At 61.3% G+C, this 15,547-nt stretch carries 16 protein-coding genes and 1 pseudogene; 10 read left to right on the top strand and 7 right to left on the bottom strand.

Annotated elements, in window-relative coordinates; translation table 11 throughout:
* The coding region (locus AB4Z11_RS05640) for a TlpA family protein disulfide reductase (RefSeq protein ID WP_442023285.1) at positions 1-236 on the top strand (236 nt) is incomplete at its 5' end.
* Here the strand turns inward: AB4Z11_RS05640 and AB4Z11_RS05635 are convergent.
* Genes AB4Z11_RS05635 through AB4Z11_RS05610 form a run of 6 tightly spaced genes read right to left on the bottom strand, consistent with a single transcriptional unit; the run spans position 233 to position 5,172 of the window.
* Positions 233-1,057 (bottom strand): Rossmann-like and DUF2520 domain-containing protein, encoded by an 825-nt coding sequence (locus tag AB4Z11_RS05635; RefSeq protein WP_442023284.1) that lies wholly within the window; start codon positions 1,055-1,057, stop codon positions 233-235. The genes AB4Z11_RS05640 and AB4Z11_RS05635 overlap by 4 nt on opposite strands.
* Positions 1,057-1,641 carry a DUF924 family protein gene (locus AB4Z11_RS05630; protein ID WP_442023282.1) on the bottom strand — a complete coding sequence of 195 codons (585 nt, stop codon included), beginning with the start codon at positions 1,639-1,641 and terminating at the stop codon, positions 1,057-1,059. The genes AB4Z11_RS05635 and AB4Z11_RS05630 overlap by 1 nt, the downstream gene beginning before the upstream one ends.
* 9 nt (positions 1,642-1,650) lie before the next feature.
* Entirely contained in the window at positions 1,651-2,394 is a 744-nt protein-coding gene (locus AB4Z11_RS05625) for an MgtC/SapB family protein (RefSeq protein WP_442023280.1), read from the bottom strand.
* Between the two features lie 9 nt (positions 2,395-2,403).
* A complete protein-coding gene (locus tag AB4Z11_RS05620) occupies positions 2,404-2,664 on the bottom strand; it encodes a hypothetical protein (protein ID WP_442023279.1) in 261 nt (86 codons plus the stop codon).
* Entirely contained in the window at positions 2,661-4,466 is a 1,806-nt protein-coding gene (locus tag AB4Z11_RS05615; protein ID WP_442023277.1) for an aminopeptidase P family protein, read from the bottom strand. Before AB4Z11_RS05615 ends, AB4Z11_RS05620 begins: the two co-directional genes overlap by 4 nt.
* Positions 4,467-4,485: 19 nt before the next feature.
* Complete coding sequence (locus tag AB4Z11_RS05610) at positions 4,486-5,172, bottom strand: Crp/Fnr family transcriptional regulator (RefSeq protein WP_442023276.1); 687 nt, start codon at positions 5,170-5,172, stop codon at positions 4,486-4,488.
* A gap of 159 nt (positions 5,173-5,331) precedes the next feature.
* Here AB4Z11_RS05610 and AB4Z11_RS05605 point away from each other — a divergent pair, with 159 nt between their 5' ends.
* The 9 genes from AB4Z11_RS05605 (at position 5,332) to AB4Z11_RS05565 (ending at position 14,572) form a co-directional block, all read left to right on the top strand.
* A complete protein-coding gene (locus AB4Z11_RS05605) occupies positions 5,332-7,266 on the top strand; it encodes an AMP-dependent synthetase/ligase (RefSeq protein WP_442023274.1) in 1,935 nt (644 codons plus the stop codon).
* Entirely contained in the window at positions 7,263-8,093 is an 831-nt protein-coding gene (locus AB4Z11_RS05600; protein WP_442023272.1) for an ABC transporter ATP-binding protein, read from the top strand. The genes AB4Z11_RS05605 and AB4Z11_RS05600 overlap by 4 nt, the downstream gene beginning before the upstream one ends.
* Before the next feature lie 7 nt (positions 8,094-8,100).
* The gene (locus tag AB4Z11_RS05595; RefSeq protein WP_442023289.1) at positions 8,101-8,997 is read left to right on the top strand and encodes a branched-chain amino acid ABC transporter permease; all 897 of its coding nucleotides are present in this window, start codon (positions 8,101-8,103) and stop codon (positions 8,995-8,997) included.
* Between the two features lie 3 nt (positions 8,998-9,000).
* On the top strand, positions 9,001-10,059 hold the full coding sequence (locus tag AB4Z11_RS05590) for a branched-chain amino acid ABC transporter permease (protein WP_442023270.1): 1,059 nt from the start codon (positions 9,001-9,003) through the stop codon (positions 10,057-10,059).
* Positions 10,060-10,090: 31 nt separating this feature from the next.
* Positions 10,091-11,404: an ABC transporter substrate-binding protein gene (locus AB4Z11_RS05585; RefSeq protein ID WP_442023269.1), complete on the top strand. Its 1,314-nt coding sequence runs from the start codon at positions 10,091-10,093 to the stop codon at positions 11,402-11,404.
* Positions 11,401-12,258 carry an ABC transporter ATP-binding protein gene (locus AB4Z11_RS05580; protein WP_442023267.1) on the top strand — a complete coding sequence of 286 codons (858 nt, stop codon included), beginning with the start codon at positions 11,401-11,403 and terminating at the stop codon, positions 12,256-12,258. Before AB4Z11_RS05585 ends, AB4Z11_RS05580 begins: the two co-directional genes overlap by 4 nt.
* A gap of 11 nt (positions 12,259-12,269) precedes the next feature.
* A complete protein-coding gene (locus tag AB4Z11_RS05575) occupies positions 12,270-12,623 on the top strand; it encodes an MmcQ/YjbR family DNA-binding protein (protein WP_442023265.1) in 354 nt (117 codons plus the stop codon).
* On the top strand, positions 12,623-13,879 hold the full coding sequence (locus tag AB4Z11_RS05570; RefSeq protein WP_442023287.1) for a phenylacetate--CoA ligase family protein: 1,257 nt from the start codon (positions 12,623-12,625) through the stop codon (positions 13,877-13,879). The genes AB4Z11_RS05575 and AB4Z11_RS05570 overlap by 1 nt, the downstream gene beginning before the upstream one ends.
* A 111-nt stretch (positions 13,880-13,990) precedes the next feature.
* Positions 13,991-14,572: a hypoxanthine-guanine phosphoribosyltransferase gene (locus AB4Z11_RS05565; protein WP_442023263.1), complete on the top strand. Its 582-nt coding sequence runs from the start codon at positions 13,991-13,993 to the stop codon at positions 14,570-14,572.
* Here AB4Z11_RS05565 and AB4Z11_RS05560 read toward each other — a convergent pair.
* Positions 14,569-15,504: pseudogene (locus AB4Z11_RS05560) on the bottom strand (ATP-binding protein); the annotation flags it as partial. The gene AB4Z11_RS05565 and the pseudogene AB4Z11_RS05560 sit on opposite strands and share 4 nt — an antisense overlap.
* Between the last annotated feature and the right edge of the window lie 43 nt (positions 15,505-15,547).

Here is a 15,547-nt window from a genome sequence, read left to right as displayed (position 1 = left end):
CGCTGGAAGTCTTCATTCACGAGAACCGCCTACCAATTCCGGTCGCGGTGGACGAGCCGGTGCCGGGCCATCCGCTGCCGCGCACCATGCGGCACTATGCGCTGAAAGGCACACCGAGCCTGCTGCTGTTCGGCCGCGACGGGGAACTGCGCCTGAATCATTTTGGCGCGCTGGACGATATGCTGGTGGGCCGCCTGATCGGGCAGCTGATGGCCGAGGCAGGGCCAGCGCATTAAGGCTTTTGCTTGCGCGCTGCCAGGGCGACTGTAGGTGGCACCAGCGCTTCGTAGAGCTGGCCAGTCGCGGCATCCCAGGCCGCGACTGCGTCCTGCTGACGCTTCACCGTCGCCATATCCCCGCGCGCTATCGGCCCGCTCAGGGCCGGCGCAGCGCCGAGACGGAACACATTCGCCATCGACTCCATGGCCAGCGGACGCGCCAGCTCGCGCGCCACGTCTTCCGGAATTCCTGCGGCCTGATAGGCACGCAAGGCGGCGTCCAGCACCGTCACGAGGTAATTGCTGGCGAAGACTGCCGCGGCGTGATACACCGTTTTGGCCGACGCATCGATCGGCACGACGCGCGCGCCGATGGCCGCCAGCGCGGGCTGCAGCACCGTCAGTGCCTGCGCATCGCCTTCCACACCGCAGAACGTGCCGTCGAAGGCCGCAGCGACCGCCTCCACATCAGCAAAGCTGCGGATCGGATGCACGCTGGCGACATGCGCGCCGGCGGCGCGTGCAGGCTGCAGCTTGTCCGAGGCCAGCGCACCGCTGCAATGGAATACAACCGCGCCGCGCAAAGGCACGGCGGCGGCCAGCATGGTGCAGGCGCGTGCAATCTGGTCATCCGGTACGGTCAGCATGTAGACGTCGGCAGGCGTCAGCGCGCCGTAGTGATTGAGCGCGTGGCCGGCGCCGATAAAGGCTGCTGCGTCGCGTGCGGAATCCGCGGAACGGCCGACGACATGGTTTACCTTGAAGCCGGCGCGCGTATGCAGCAGGCGGCCCAGCACACGGCCGACATGTCCGCCGCCAATCACGGTCAGGCTGCGCATCAGAATCTCGAACCTGGCTGCTTAAGAAACTCGACTTCCTCCGGCGTCGACTCGCGGCCAAGGATGGCGTTCCGGTGCGGGAAGCGGCCGAAGCGGCGAATCACTTCCAGGTGACGCCTGGCGTAATCGAGATTGTTCGCAAAAGCCGGCGCATCGGCAGCCAGCATGGTGAATAAATCGACGCAGCGGATCTGCACCGACAGATTCTCCGCATGCTCGAACGGCATGAACGAAAACGCGCGCTGCACGGCGGGCAAGGTCTGGTTGGCGCCCGAATCGTCAAGCGCCCTGGCCGCTTCGAGCGCCAGCGCGTCGCCAGCGAAAGCCTTGGCGGTGCCGCGATAGATATTGCGGGTGAACTGATCCAGCACAATGATCCGGGCCAGCGTGCCTTGCGTACCCTCGTCGTCCCATTGGCGCAGGCCGCCGGACAGGGCATCTTCGACCACGCCGCCGAACTGGCTGAAGATCAGCTGATCGAAGGCGTCATCCTTGCGGAACCACTCCGCGCGCTGCATATTGTGGCCCTTCACGCCAATCGGCAGGAACCAGAAATCCAGTACATCCTGAGCATTGATAAGCAAGCGAATCTCCTAGTTGCGGGCGTGCGTGACGCTGAAGCCGTCGATACCTTCGAAGTGCAGCATCTCGGCCGCCAGCTTGGACAGCGGCGCGCCGCTGCGCTTGCTCAACGCCAGCGCCACGAATTTCCAATCCTGCTTGCCGTCCACCATGCTGATGGTCAGCGAGCCGCCGGCAATCTGGTAACCGCGCGCCAGCGCCATCTCATGCAGCGCCTGTTCCTGCGGCTCGTAGCCCACCTTGAAGCGCATGGAAATGGCAATCGCATGGCGCGACGGCAGCCAGGCTTCGAGCCGGGTCAGGAAAATCATCGCCGCCGCGCTCAATGCGGCCAGGCCCATGGCGCCGAGATAGAAGCCGACACCGACCATGATGCCGATAACGGAAGACGCCCAGATCGACGCCGCCGTCGTCAGGCCACTGATATTGAAGCCTTCGCGCATGATCACGCCCGCGCCAAGGAAGCCGATACCGGTCACGATGCCCTGGATCACCCGGGTCGGGTCCGTACCCACCAGTTCCGTCATATGGCCGCCAAACCATTGCGTCGGATAGCCGCAGATCACGGTCAGCGTGGCCGAGGCCATGCAAACCAGCCCGTAGGTGCGCATGCCGGCCGCGCGGCCATGATATGAACGCTCGTAGCCAACCAGCAGGCCAAGCGCGAGCGCACCCAGGAGGTTCAACAGGATCAGCCCGTTGGTCGCCAATTCGCTGGACGACCAGTAAGCACTCAAGAATTCAATCGTTGGCATGGCGATTCTTTATTTTCCGGTTTTCTTGACCAACTGCTTTTCGAACGCCACATCCAGCTTGCTGACGCGCTTTGCTTTCTGCGGTCCCTGTGCGTTGACAAAGGCGACGAAGTCGTCCAGCTCCATCGGTGGGTTCAGCGGCTGGCTGTCCGGCGACTCGGATAGCAGGAAGTGGCCGGCGCCGGTGATCGTCATCGAATAGCCCTGGTTGCCGCTGCGTTCTTTCAAGCGGGCCAGCGCGTTGGAGGCTTTGGTAGAGCGTGCGCTCATATTTCTTTTGTCCTTTCTTCCAGCCAGGCCAGCGCATCACCGTTGATCAGGGGACTCACGCGCTCACGCACCGTGGCGTGGTAAGCGTTCAGCCACGCGATTTCGTCTTCACGCAGCAGCGCGCGGTCAATGCAGCGCGTGTCGATCGGACACAGGGTCAGTGTTTCGAAGCGCAGGAACTCGCCGAATTCCGACGTCCCGGCGGGCACGTTCAGCACCAGGTTTTCAATGCGGATGCCCCACTTGCCGGGGCGGTACACGCCAGGCTCGTTGGAGGTGATCATGCCGGGCTCCATGGCCGTATGCGCTTCCGGCGGGGTGGACGGCGAGATCGATTGCGGGCCTTCGTGCACGTTCAGGAAGTAGCCGACACCGTGTCCCGTGCCGTGACCGAAGTCGACTCCGRCCGCCCACAGCGGCGCCCGGGCGATGGAATCCAGCATGGGCGATTTGCAGCCACGCGGGAAATGCGCAACAGAGAGCGCGATCATGCCTTTCAGGACCAGCGTGAAGTCGCGCTTCTGTTCCGGCGTGATAGCGCCGACGCCGACCACGCGCGTCACGTCCGTGGTGCCGCCAACGTACTGGCCGCCGGAGTCGATCAGCAGCAGCCCATCGCCTTCGATTGCGGCGCATCCGGATTCGCTGGCACGGTAATGCATGATGGCGCCGTTGGCGCGAAAACCCGCAATGGTGCCGAAACTCGGGCTCACGAAACCGGGGCGGCGCTTGCGGAAGGACAGCAGGTGCTCGCCGACCTCATACTCATTCAGCTTTTCGCGTCGGGCCAGCGCGCCCTCCAGCCAGCAGAAGAACTCGGACAGCGCAGCGCCATCCTGCTCCATCGTGGCGCGGACATGGTCGGCTTCAACCTCGGTCTTGCGCGATTTGGCGAACGTGGTCGGATTCACGGCTTCAATCACGCGTACGCCCTGCGGCACGGCCTGGCGCGTGCCGTAAGTGATGCGGCGCGGGTCCAGCAGCAGCACGGCGTTCTGCGGCAGCGCGCTCAATGCGTCGGCGGCGCCAGCATAAGGACGGACGACAATGCCGTCAGCAGCCAGCTCGCCCGCCAGGTCGGCGCTGATCTTGCCGTCGGCGACAAATAGCGTGGCTTGCTGCGCATCGATCACGGCGTGCGACAGGAAAATCGGATTGAAATGCACATCCGAGCCGCGCAGATTGAACAGCCAGGCGATATCGTCCAGCGTCGAAATCAGATGGTGACTGGCGCCGGCCCGCGCCATTTCAGCACGCAATTCCGCCAGCTTGGTGCCGCGGCCTTTCGGCGCGTATGGCGGCAGATGTTCGTAGACCGGCTCCGTGGGCAGGCCTGGACGCTGGGTCCAGACTTCATCCAGCACATCCAGATCCGTGCGCAGCTTGACGCCTTTCGTCTCCAGCGCGGCCTGCRACAGGCGTGCAATGGATAAGCCTAGCACCGCGCCATCCACCGCTACAATCTGCCCTTCACGCATGGTCGCAGCCAGCCAGTCGATGTACTGCACGCTTGCGCCCGAGGTGATCTTCATGAGCTGCACGCCAGTGCCGGCCAGCTCGAACTCGGCCTGCGTCCAGTAGCGCCCATCGGTCCACACGCCTGCGAAATCGGCAGTGATGATAAAAGTGCCCACCGAACCGGTGAAATTGGACAGCCACTCGCGCCCCTTAAAGCGCGGCGGCAGATATTCGGAGAGGTGCGGATCGGCCGACGGCACCATCAGCGCGTCGACGCCATGGCGCTGCATGGCCTGCCGCAAAGCAGACAGGCGCGCCGGTACTGGATTGATCGAGTCTTTCATAGCGCGATGATACCGCGTATTAGGCTTCGAAGCGGCGCAGGCCTTCGAGGTCGAGGATGCGGATGCCGCCATAGTCCACGCGCACCAGGCCTTCGCGTTCAAGCACTTGCAGGGCCTGGTTGGCGCGCTGGCGCGAGGAACCGGACAGCAGGCCGATTTCTTCCTGCGAAATATGCACCAGGCGCTCAATGCCGGGGTAGAGGTGGCTATTGAAAAGCGAGGCCAGACAACGGGCCACGCGCGTGTCCGGGTCCAGCAAACGTTCGTTTTCCACCATGCCGATGAACTGTCCCAGCCTTTCATTGAGCTGCATCAACAGGAACCGGGTGAAAGGCAGGCTATTCTCCAGCAGGTGATGGAAGGTCGCGGCCGGCATGCGGGCGATGCGGCTGTCGCGCAAGGTCATGGCGTCGTATTTGCGGTGCTCATCCTTCAGCAGCGACCCTTCGCCGAACCAGCCGCCAGGCGGCACGCCGGTGAATGTAACGCTTTTCCCCGAGGGCGAGAAATTGTTCATCTTGACCATGCCGGAGATGATGCCGATCCAGTTATCCACCACTTCGCCCTTATGGCAGACGAAGCCGCCTTTAGGGATGAATACTTCATATGTGGTGGCTTCCACCAGCGCCATTTGCTCAGCTGTAAGAGTGCTGGCCCAGAGGGCGGCGTGCAGTGCTTCCTTCAGGCTGGGAGATTCCTGTTTCATTGTTGCGGCGCACCATCAAAATTCGTCGAATTGTCTTCGAAAAGACAACTTTGCCTAGATTCGCACGCTAATATCATCACACAAATTGCGGCCCCCACCCAAACAATGAGGATGCCTCTGTCTCGGCAGAGGACCAAGGAGACAACGGTGCAGCATGAGATGACTACTTTTCCGCGCTACTTGATTGAGCACGGAAAAAATAGGCCCAATAAGCCCGCCTTCCGCGAGAAGTATCTCGGCATCTGGCAGACCTGGAACTGGTCGCAAGTGAACGAGGAAATCCGCGCACTGGCATGCGGTTTGGCTGCACTGGGCTTCCAGCGCGGCATGAACCTGGCCATCATCGGCGACAACCGTCCCCGCCTGTATTGGGCAATGCTAGCAGCACAGTGCCTGGGTGGCGTGCCCGTTCCGCTGTACCAGGATGCGCCGGCGGCCGACATGTCCTTCGTGCTGGAAAACGCCGAAATTCAATACGCCATCGTCGAAGATCAGGAGCAGGTGGACAAGCTGCTGGAACTGATCGACTGCTGCCCCGCCATCGCCCACATCGCATACGAAGACGAGCGGGGCATGCGCAATTACACCCACAAGGAACTAATCTCTTACGCGAAATTACAAGAGCTGGGACGTGCTTACGACAAGCAAAACCCGGCCTTCTACGAGAGCGCCATCGCCACAGGCATGGAATGCGATAACGCGATCATTCTTTACACGTCAGGTACTACGGGGAAACCTAAGGGAGTGTGCCAGACGCACAAGGCCTTGATCGCAGCCGCCAACGGCGGCATTGGCTTCGACAAGCTGACCGACGAAGAGAACGTACTCTCCTACCTGCCGATGGCATGGGTAGGCGACTGCCTGTTCTCCTTCGCACAAGCCATGGTCGCGGGGTTCACAGTGAACTGCCCGGAATCGAGCGATACCGTTACGACGGATATGCGCGAGATCGGCCCCTCCTATTACTTTGCGCCCCCGCGCATCTTCGAAAACATGCTGACTCAGGTGATGATCCGCATGGAAGACGCGGGGACCATCAAGCGCAAGATGTTCCATCACTATATGGACGTTGCGCGGCGCTGCGGCGCTGATATCCTCGACGGCAAACCGGTAGCGATGTCCGACCGTGTCGAATATGCCATCGGCGATGTGCTGGTGTATGGTCCGCTGAAGAATGTGCTCGGCCTGTCGCGCGTGCGCGTGGCTTACACGGCGGGTGCGGCGATCGGTCCGGACCTGTTCAAGTTCTACCGCTCGATTGGCGTGAACCTGAAGCAGTTCTACGGCTCCACCGAAACCTGCGCCTACATCTGCTTCCAGCCGGACGGCAAGATCAAGTTCGACAGCGTGGGTCCGCCAGCGCCGGGCGTGGAAGTGAAGCTGGCCGCCAACGGTGAAGTGCTGGTGAAGTCGCCGACCATGATGGACTGCTATTACAAGCGTCCGGACGCGACCTGTGAAGCCATCGACGACGATGGCTATTTCCACACCGGCGATGCCGGCTTCTTCGACAACGATGGCCACCTGAAAATCATCGACCGCGCGGCCGACGTCGGCAAGATGAACAGCGGCGCCATGTTCGCGCCCAACTACATTGAGAACAAGCTGAAGTTCTTCCCTTTCATCAAAGAGGCGGTCAGCTTCGGCAACCAGCGCGATACCGTGTGCGCCTTCATCAATATCGATATGGAGGCTGTGGGTAACTGGGCCGAACGGCGCGGTATTGCCTACTCGGGCTACACCGACCTGGCGGCCAACAAACAGGTTTATGAACTGGTCAGGGAATGCGTCGAGAAGGTCAACGCAGACCTGGCTGGTGAAGCCCTGATGGGCGACACGCAAATCCACCGTTTCCTCGTGCTGCACAAGGAAATGGACCCGGACGATGATGAACTGACCCGCACGCGCAAAGTGCGGCGCCGCTTCATTGCCGACAAATACGCCGTGCTGATTGAAGCACTGTACGACAGCAAGCCTTCGCAATACGTCGAAACCCAGGTCAAGTTCGAGGACGGACGCACTGGCGTCGTATCCGCCGACCTGCAGATCTGGAACAGCAAGACCTTCCCTGTCGTGACCCGGCAGGCCGCATGAGCGAGGCCATTATGCAGATGAATGAACCGGATGCGATTGTGGACGCAGGGCGCAACGTCGGCCCGGTGATCCTGGATCTGCAGAATATTTCGCTGTCCTTCGGCGGCGTGAAAGCGCTCACAAATATCTCGTTCAATGTGAAGGAACACGAGATCCGCGCCATTATCGGCCCCAACGGCGCCGGTAAAAGCTCGATGCTGAACGTGATCAATGGGGTCTACCGCCCGCAGCAGGGCCAGATCATCTACCGCGGCGAACAGCGCAAGAATATGGACTGCTACCAGGCCGCAAAATCCGGCATCGCCCGCACCTTCCAGAACATTGCCCTGTTCAAGGGCATGACGGTGCTGGACAACATCATGACCGGCCGTAACCTCAAGATCAAATCGAACTTCCTGATGCAGACCCTGTACTGGGGACCGGCGCGGCGCGAGGAAATCGAACACCGCATGAAATGCGAAGAGATCATCGACTTCCTCGAAATCCAGCATATCCGCAAGACGCCGGTGGGCCGCCTGCCGTATGGTCTGCAAAAGCGCGTGGAACTGGGCCGTGCATTGGCCGCCGAGCCGCAGATCCTGCTGCTGGACGAGCCGATGGCCGGCATGAACGTGGAAGAAAAGCAGGACATGTGCCGTTTCATCCTCGACGTGAACGAGCAGTTCGGCACCACCATTGTGTTGATCGAGCACGATATGGGCGTGGTGATGGATATCTCGGACCGCGTGGTGGTGCTGGACTACGGCAAGAAGATCGGCGACGGCACTCCGGATGAAGTCCGCACCAACCAGGACGTGATCAACGCTTACCTCGGCACGGCGCACTGATATGAACATCAATTTCTTCTTCGAAGTGCTGATCGGCGGCCTGCTGTCCGGCGTGATGTATGCGCTGGTGGCGATTGGCTTTGTCCTGATCTACAAGGCTTCCGGCGTATTCAACTTCGCCCAGGGCGCCATGGTGTTCTTTGCCGCGCTGACCTGCGTCGGCTTCATGGACAAGTTCGGCATGCCGCTGTGGCTGGCGATTCCCGCCACGATTGTGGCGATGGTCATTCTGGGCTTCGTGATCGAACGCGTGGTGCTGCGGCCCCTGGTGAACCAGCCGGAAATCACGCTGTTCATGGCCACCATCGGCCTTGCCTTCTTCATCGAAGGCCTGGCACAGCTGATCTGGGGCTCGCAGGTGCACAAGCTGGATGTACCGATTGAAGACGTGCCGATGCAGTTCCTGATGGATAAGTTCAACATCATCGTATCCCAGTTCGATGTGACCGCGGCGGCCATCTGCGCCATCATGGTCACCATCCTCGCCCTGCTGTTCGCCAAGACCAAGGTCGGACGCGCCCTGCGCGCGGTGGCGGACGATCACCAGGCCGCGCTGGCTGTCGGCATACCGCTACAACGGATCTGGGGCATCCTGTGGGCGGTGGCGGGCATGGTGGCGCTGGTGGCAGGCCTGCTGTGGGGTGCGCGCAATGGTGTGCAGTTCGCGTTGACCTTCATCGCGCTGAAGGCGCTGCCGGTGCTGATCCTGGGCGGATTTACGTCGATTCCGGGCGCGATTGTCGGTGGCCTGATCATCGGCGCTTCCGAAAAGCTGGCGGAGGTGTATATCGGTCCGATGGTGGGCGGCGGCATCGAGGGCTGGTTCCCTTATGTGCTGGCCCTGCTCTTCCTGCTGGTGCGGCCTGAAGGCCTGTTCGGCGAAAAAATCATCCGGAGGATCTGAGCGATGTTCTACCGTGAAGCAGGACAATTCAAGACCAGCTACGAGACGGACGGCCAGATCCTGCCGATCCGCCAGGACCGCATGGCGCTGATGGTGACGCTGGGCGTGGCGCTGCTGGTGCTGCCTTTCGTGTCCTCGCCCTACGTCCTGTCTGCGATCCTGATTCCTTTCCTGATCTTTTCGCTGGCGGCCCTGGGCCTCAATATCCTGACTGGCTATGCGGGACAGCTGTCGCTGGGGACGGCTGCCTTCATGGCGGTCGGTGCCTTCGCGTCGTATAACTTCGTGCTGCGCATTCCCGGCATTCCGGTGCTGCTGGCCTTCGTGCTGGGTGGCCTGAGCGCCGCGCTGGTCGGCATGGCGTTCGGCCTGCCTTCGTTGCGCATCCGTGGCTTCTATCTGGCCGCCGCCACGCTGGCAACGCAGTTCTTCGTGGTGTGGTGCCTGACCAAGATCGGCTGGCTGACCAATTACAGCTCGTCCGGCGTGATTACCGCGCAGAAGATGGAAATCCTGGGCTATACCTTTGAGACGCCGGAGAGCAAATACCTGCTGGTGCTGGTAATTGTGGCCATCATGGCCCTGCTGGCGAAAAATATGATCCGCTCCAATGTCGGCCGCTCATGGATGGCCGTGCGCGATATGGACGTGGCGGCCGAAGTGATCGGCTTCCGCCTGATGCGCACCAAGCTGCTGGCCTTTGCCGTCAGCTCCTTCTACTGCGGCGTGGCCGGCGCCCTGTACGCTTTCGCCTACCTCGGCACGGTGGAACCGGAGGCCTACAACCTGGAGCTCTCCTTCCGCATCCTGTTCATGATCATCATTGGCGGCGTGGRTTCCGTGCTGGGGTCCTTCCTCGGCGCGGCCTTCATCGTGTTGCTGCCGGTGTTCCTGAACGTGCTGGCGCACGGTCTGGCCTTGCCAACCACCGTCGCATCCAATCTCGAACTCATGGTATTCGGCGCTTTGATTATTTTCTTCCTGATCGTGGAACCTCACGGTCTGGCGCGTTTGTGGCAAATCGGTAAAGAGAAACTTCGCCTGTGGCCTTTCCCGCACTGAGCGATCCATAACTATTCATGGAGACACATAAATGAAGATGAAATCTCTGGTACTCGGCATCGCAACCGCTTGCAGCATCGTCACCAGCAGCGCCTGGGCTCAGCCCACCGAGCAGTTTGTTGCCTTGCCTTCCTACCGAGTGGGTCCTTATGCAGCGGGCGGTTCCGGTTTTTATGGCGGTATGATCGATTACTTCAACCTGGTCAATGCCAATGGCGGCGTGAACGGCGTGAAGATCTCGTGGGAAGAATGCGAAACTGAATACAACCCGTCACGCGGCGTGGAGTGCTATGAGCGCCTGAAGACCAAGAACGGTGGCGCCACCGGCGTCGAGACACTGTCCACCGGTATCGCTTACGGCATCCTGGACCGCCTGCCGGCCGACAAGGTGCCCATGACCACCCTGGGCTACGGCCGTTCGGATGCAGCGAACGGCAAGGTGTTCCCGTATGTGTTCCCGCTGGTGTCCAACTACTGGAGCCAGGCGGCGGCCATGATCAAATACCTGGGCGACAAGCACGGGGGCATGCAGAACCTGAAGGGCAAGAAGATCGTGCACCTGTACCACGACTCGGCCTTCGGCAAGGAACCCTTGCCAGTGCTGGAAGCGCTGTCCAAGGAATACGGTTTTGAACTGATCAAGATCCCCGTCGCACCACCGGGCAGCGAGCAGCAATCGCAATGGCTGCAGATCCGCCAGGCCAATCCTGACCACGTAATCCTGTGGGGCTGGGGTGTGATGAACTCCGTCGYCATCAAGACGGCGCAGCGCAACGGCTTCCCGCGCGACAAAATGCTGGGCGTTTGGTGGGCCGGTTCGGAAGAAGACACCGTACCTTCGGGCGAGGCTGCCAAGGGCTATACGGCCATGACGTTCAACACGCCGGGCAATTACCCGCTGCTGGACGATTTGAGGAAGAAGGTTTACGCGGCCGGCAAGGGCAACCTGGCCGACCAGTCGCGCATCGGATCGGTGTACCACATGCGCGGCCTGACCGCGGGCGTGATGTATGTGGAAGCAATGCGTGCCGCGCAGGAGAAATTCGGCAAAGGAAAGCCGGTCTCGGGAGAGCAGTTGCGCTGGGGGTTTGAGAATTTGAACGTGGATGAGGCCCGCCAGAAGGCCCTCGGCGTGTTCAATATGTTCCCTCCTGTGAAAACCAGCTGTGATGACCATGAAGGCTCGGGTGCCGTGAAGGTGCAGCAGTGGGATGGCAAGAAGTGGGTCGCGATAACTCCGAATTGGGTGATCGGCGATAAAGCGCTGGTACGCAAGCTGACCGATGAGTCGTCGGCCAAGTACGCAGCCGAGAAGAAAATTACTCCGGCCTGTCTGAAGTCATGAGCACACTGCACCCAGCAACCGCTGCGACGGCCCCTCAGGCCGCCGCAGCGCCGCAGCCCTACCTGTCGGTGAACAATATCGAGGTGATCTACGACCACGTGATCCTCGTGCTGAAAGGCGTTTCGCTGCAAGTCCCGCAGGGCAAGATCGTCGCCCTGCTGGGCGCCAACGGCGCGGGCAAATCGACCACGCTGAAGACCATTTCGACCTTGCTGCGCAATGAACGCGGCGATGTGACCAAGGGCGAGGTGCTGTTCAAGGGCGAACGCATCGACCAGCTCACGCCAAATGAGCTGGTACGGCGCGGCCTGTCGCAGGTGATGGAAGGACGGCACTGCTTCGGCCACCTGACCATCGAAGAAAACCTGCTGACCGGCGCCTTCACCCGCAACGAATCGCGCGCCGCCTTGCGCGATTCGCTGGAAAAGGTCTATCACTACTTCCCGCGCTTGAAAACGCGCCGCAGCAGCCAGGCCGGCTATACCTCCGGTGGCGAGCAGCAGATGTGCGCCATCGGACGGGCGCTGATGGCCAAGCCTTCCATGATTTTGCTGGACGAACCTTCGATGGGCATCGCGCCGCAGATCGTCGAAGAGATCTTCGGCATCGTGAAAGACCTGAACGTGAAGGAGAACGTGTCCTTCCTGCTGGCCGAGCAGAACACCATGGTGGCGCTGCGCTACGCGGATTTCGGCTACATCCTGGAGAACGGCCGCGTGGTGATGGAAGGCGAAGCTTCGGAGCTGGCGAACAACGAAGACGTGAAGGAATTCTATCTGGGCATGTCCGGCGCAGGCCGCAAGAGCTTCCGGGACATGAAGTTTTACCGCCGCCGCAAACGCTGGCTGGCCTGATCAAGAGACGCATGAATATCAAGCAAGCGAAGGAATTCTGCCGGTGCCTGCCCGGCGCAACGGAAGACATCAAATGGGTGGATCACCTTGTGTTCTCGGTCGGCGGCAAGATGTTTGCCGTCACCGATGTGGACGCGAAGGCTACCAGCATCCGGTTCAAGGTCGATGACGACCGCTTCCTGGAGCTGACGGATCGCCCGGGCATCATCCCCGCGCCCTATCTGGCGAAATCGCGCTGGATAAAGGTGGAAGACATCAAATCGCTGAACGACGCGGAAGCAAAAGAGCTGCTGCAGCGCGCGCACGAGCTGATATTCGCAAAACTGACCAAGAAACTGCAAAGAGAAATCGAAGGAGCCGCATGATGGCCGACACCCTCGACAGCCTGGAAACCCGCGCCCCTGAACAGCGCGAACGTGAGCTGATGGCACGCCTGCCGCAGCTGGTGGCGCATGCGAAGTCGGCACCGGGATGGTCGCGCATTCTTGCCGGCGTCGACGCAGCGGCCGTCACCAGCCGTGAAGCACTGGCCAGGCTGCCGGTCACGCGCAAGTCGGACCTGAAAGGCTTGCAGCATATGGCGCCGCCCTTTGGTGGACTCACCAGCACCGAACCGCGCCAGCTCGGACGCATCTTCATGTCGCCCGGCCCCATTTTCGACCCTGAAGGACGCGGCAGCGACTGGTGGCGCTTTGCGCGTCCCATGTACGCAGCGGGCGTGCGTGCGGGCGGGCTGCTGCAGAACTGCTTCTCGTATCACTTCACCCCGGCTGCCTTCATGGTGGAAGGCGGTGCAGCGCGCATCGGCTGCACGGTGATTCCTGCCGGTACCGGACAGACGGAGCTGCAGGTGCAGGCGATGTCCGAGCTGAAGCCTGATACTTATGTTGGCACACCGTCCTTCCTGAAGATCATCATCGAGAAAGCGCAGGAAACCGGCGCCGATATTGGCAGCGTGAAGCGCGCCATTGTCAGCGCGGAGGCCTTGCCGGAGTCGCTGCGCCAGTGGTTTGCCGCACATGGCGTGCAGGACGTGGTGCAGACTTACGGCTCCGCCGATGTAGGTAACATCGCCTACGAAACCAAGAGTAACGGCAAGGTCAATCCCGGCCTGGTACTGGACGAGGAAGTGATCCTGGAAATCGTGCGCCCCGGCTCAGGCGAGCCCGTAGCACCGGGCGAAGTGGGCGAAGTCGTGGTGACCGTCTTCAATCCCGACTACCCGCTGGTGCGCTTCGCAACGGGCGATCTGTCTGCCGTGCTGACCGGCGCAGCGCCTTCGCCTTGCGGCCGCACCAACACGCGCATCAAGGGCTGGATGGGCCGCGCGGACCAGACGACCAAGATTCGCGCCATGTTCGTGCATCCCTCGCAGGTGCACGAGATCACGCGCCGCCATCCACAGGTGCTGAAAGCGCGCCTTGTGGTATCAGGAAAAATCGCCGATGAAGTCATGACCCTGCACTGCGAAGTCGCCGATCCCGCAGCGCACAATGCGGCGCCGGACATCATCGCCAGTATCCGCGAGGTCACCAAATTGCGCGGCGAAGTGCAATTCGCGACGCATGGCAGCCTGCCAAATGACGGCAAGATCATCGACGATGTGCGCGATTACAGTTGAATAACGCAGAGATAACGCGGCCTGTGGCGTAAAACCAACTTATCCTGCGACAGCTGGGCAGATGGCGGATAATGAAAGCCATTCATCACCCAGTCGTTAAGTAGGCAGATTATGCAAGAGTTCCATCACAATCGCGCCCGCGCGCTGATCGAAAACGCGGAAGAGATCTTTGACAAGGAAGCCGTGCAAGCATCCGTGCGCCGCATGGCCGACTCCCTGAACGAACGCTTCGGCGATCCCGCCAGACAGGAGTTCCCGCTGGTGCTTGGCGTGATGGGCGGCGCTGTTGTGTTCACCGGCAGCCTGCTGCCGCAACTGACCTTCCCGCTCGAATTCGATTACATCCACGTGAGCCGTTATGGCGACGACGACCAGGGCGGCAAGGTGGTGTGGAAGGTCGTGCCGCGTCCCACCGTGTCCGGCCGCACCGTGATCGTGCTGGACGATATCCTGGACGAAGGCGAAACCCTGGCACACGTGAAAGCGCGCCTGCTGGAGATGGGCGCCAAGGAAGTGATCATCGCCGTCTTCGCGGACAAGAACATCGGCAAGATCAAGCCGGTGAAGGCCGACCTGGTCGGTCTGACTATTCCGAACCGCTTCGTGGTCGGTTTCGGCATGGACGTCTACGGCTACTGGCGCAACCTGCCGGGCCTTTGGGCGATCCGCGCCGAGGATCTGAACACCCGCTAAGCGGGCAGGCGAATCACGGCGTTCAAGCCGCCTTCGGGATGGTTGGCGAGCATCAGCTTGCCGCCATGTCCTTCAATGATGCCGCTGGCGATGCCCAGCCCTAAGCCCATGCCGGCGCCATTGCGCTCGCGGCCGTGGTCCAGGCGCACGTATGGCTCCAACAGACTGGCGACCGCATCTTCCGGCACACCCGGACCGTGGTCGCGCACCGCGATCTCCGTCCACTCCTCACTGGCGCACACGCTGATCTCGGCGCGCTCGCCGTAGAACAGGGCGTTATCGAGCAGGTTGCCAATGGCACGCTTCAGCGCCAGCGGTTTGCCACGTACGGTGATGCCGCTTGCCTCATACGCCACGCTATGGCCAGCCAGCTCCGCGCTGCGCACCAGGCGGCGTATCAGCGTATCCAGCTTCACCTCGGCCGGATTCTCGTGGATATCGCTGTCCTTCACACATTGCAGCGCGCCTTTCACCATCACGTCCAGCTCATCGAGGTCTTCTTCGAAGTCGTTGCGCAGTGCATCGTCATCCAGCAGCTCGGCGCGCAGCTTCAGGCGGGTGATGGGCGTGCGCAGATCGTGCGAGATGGAGATGAACAATCGTTCGCGGTCCTTGATGTAGCGGGCAATCCGCTCGCGCATGGCGCCGAAGGCACGCGCCGTGTTGACGAATTCGCGGCTGCCCGTTTCCGGCAGCGCCGGCGCATTTTCATCCTTGCCGAAAGCCTCCGCCGCATCGGACAGCGCCGCCAGCGGGCGTGTAATCGAGCGCACCATCAGGAAGGACAGCAGCAATACGACCGCCAGCGACGCACCCTGCACTACCAGGCGGTCCGGCGACAGCGGGTCATTCGAATTCAGGAAGTACGGGTTAGGCATCAGCGTGGCGAGATAGAGCCAGTTACCCGGTTCGAGTTCGGTCTGAATGACGAGAGATAGAGCCAGTTACCCGGTTCGAGTTCGGTCTGAATGACGA

This window comes from Pseudoduganella sp. RAF53_2 (assembly GCF_052113985.1).
Taxonomy (GTDB): Bacteria; Pseudomonadota; Gammaproteobacteria; order Burkholderiales; family Burkholderiaceae_D; genus Rugamonas.
The sequence above is the reverse complement of the archived record's forward strand: the minus strand, read 5'-3'. Positions and strand labels throughout refer to the sequence as shown.

Excerpts from the sequence above, each read along its gene's own strand:
- AB4Z11_RS05635 (WP_442023284.1), bottom strand. The coding sequence starts at position 1,057 with ATGCGCAGCCTGACCGTGATTGGCGGCGGACATGTCGGCCGTGTGCTG.
- AB4Z11_RS05625 (WP_442023280.1), bottom strand. The coding sequence starts at position 2,394 with ATGCCAACGATTGAATTCTTGAGTGCTTACTGGTCGTCCAGCGAATTG.
- AB4Z11_RS05620 (WP_442023279.1), bottom strand. The coding sequence starts at position 2,664 with ATGAGCGCACGCTCTACCAAAGCCTCCAACGCGCTGGCCCGCTTGAAA.
- AB4Z11_RS05610 (WP_442023276.1), bottom strand. The coding sequence starts at position 5,172 with ATGAAACAGGAATCTCCCAGCCTGAAGGAAGCACTGCACGCCGCCCTC.
- AB4Z11_RS05605 (WP_442023274.1), top strand. The coding sequence starts at position 5,332 with ATGACTACTTTTCCGCGCTACTTGATTGAGCACGGAAAAAATAGGCCC.
- AB4Z11_RS05600 (WP_442023272.1), top strand. The coding sequence starts at position 7,263 with ATGAGCGAGGCCATTATGCAGATGAATGAACCGGATGCGATTGTGGAC.
- AB4Z11_RS05580 (WP_442023267.1), top strand. The coding sequence starts at position 11,401 with ATGAGCACACTGCACCCAGCAACCGCTGCGACGGCCCCTCAGGCCGCC.
- AB4Z11_RS05575 (WP_442023265.1), top strand. The coding sequence starts at position 12,270 with ATGAATATCAAGCAAGCGAAGGAATTCTGCCGGTGCCTGCCCGGCGCA.
- AB4Z11_RS05570 (WP_442023287.1), top strand. The coding sequence starts at position 12,623 with ATGGCCGACACCCTCGACAGCCTGGAAACCCGCGCCCCTGAACAGCGC.
- AB4Z11_RS05565 (WP_442023263.1), top strand. The coding sequence starts at position 13,991 with ATGCAAGAGTTCCATCACAATCGCGCCCGCGCGCTGATCGAAAACGCG.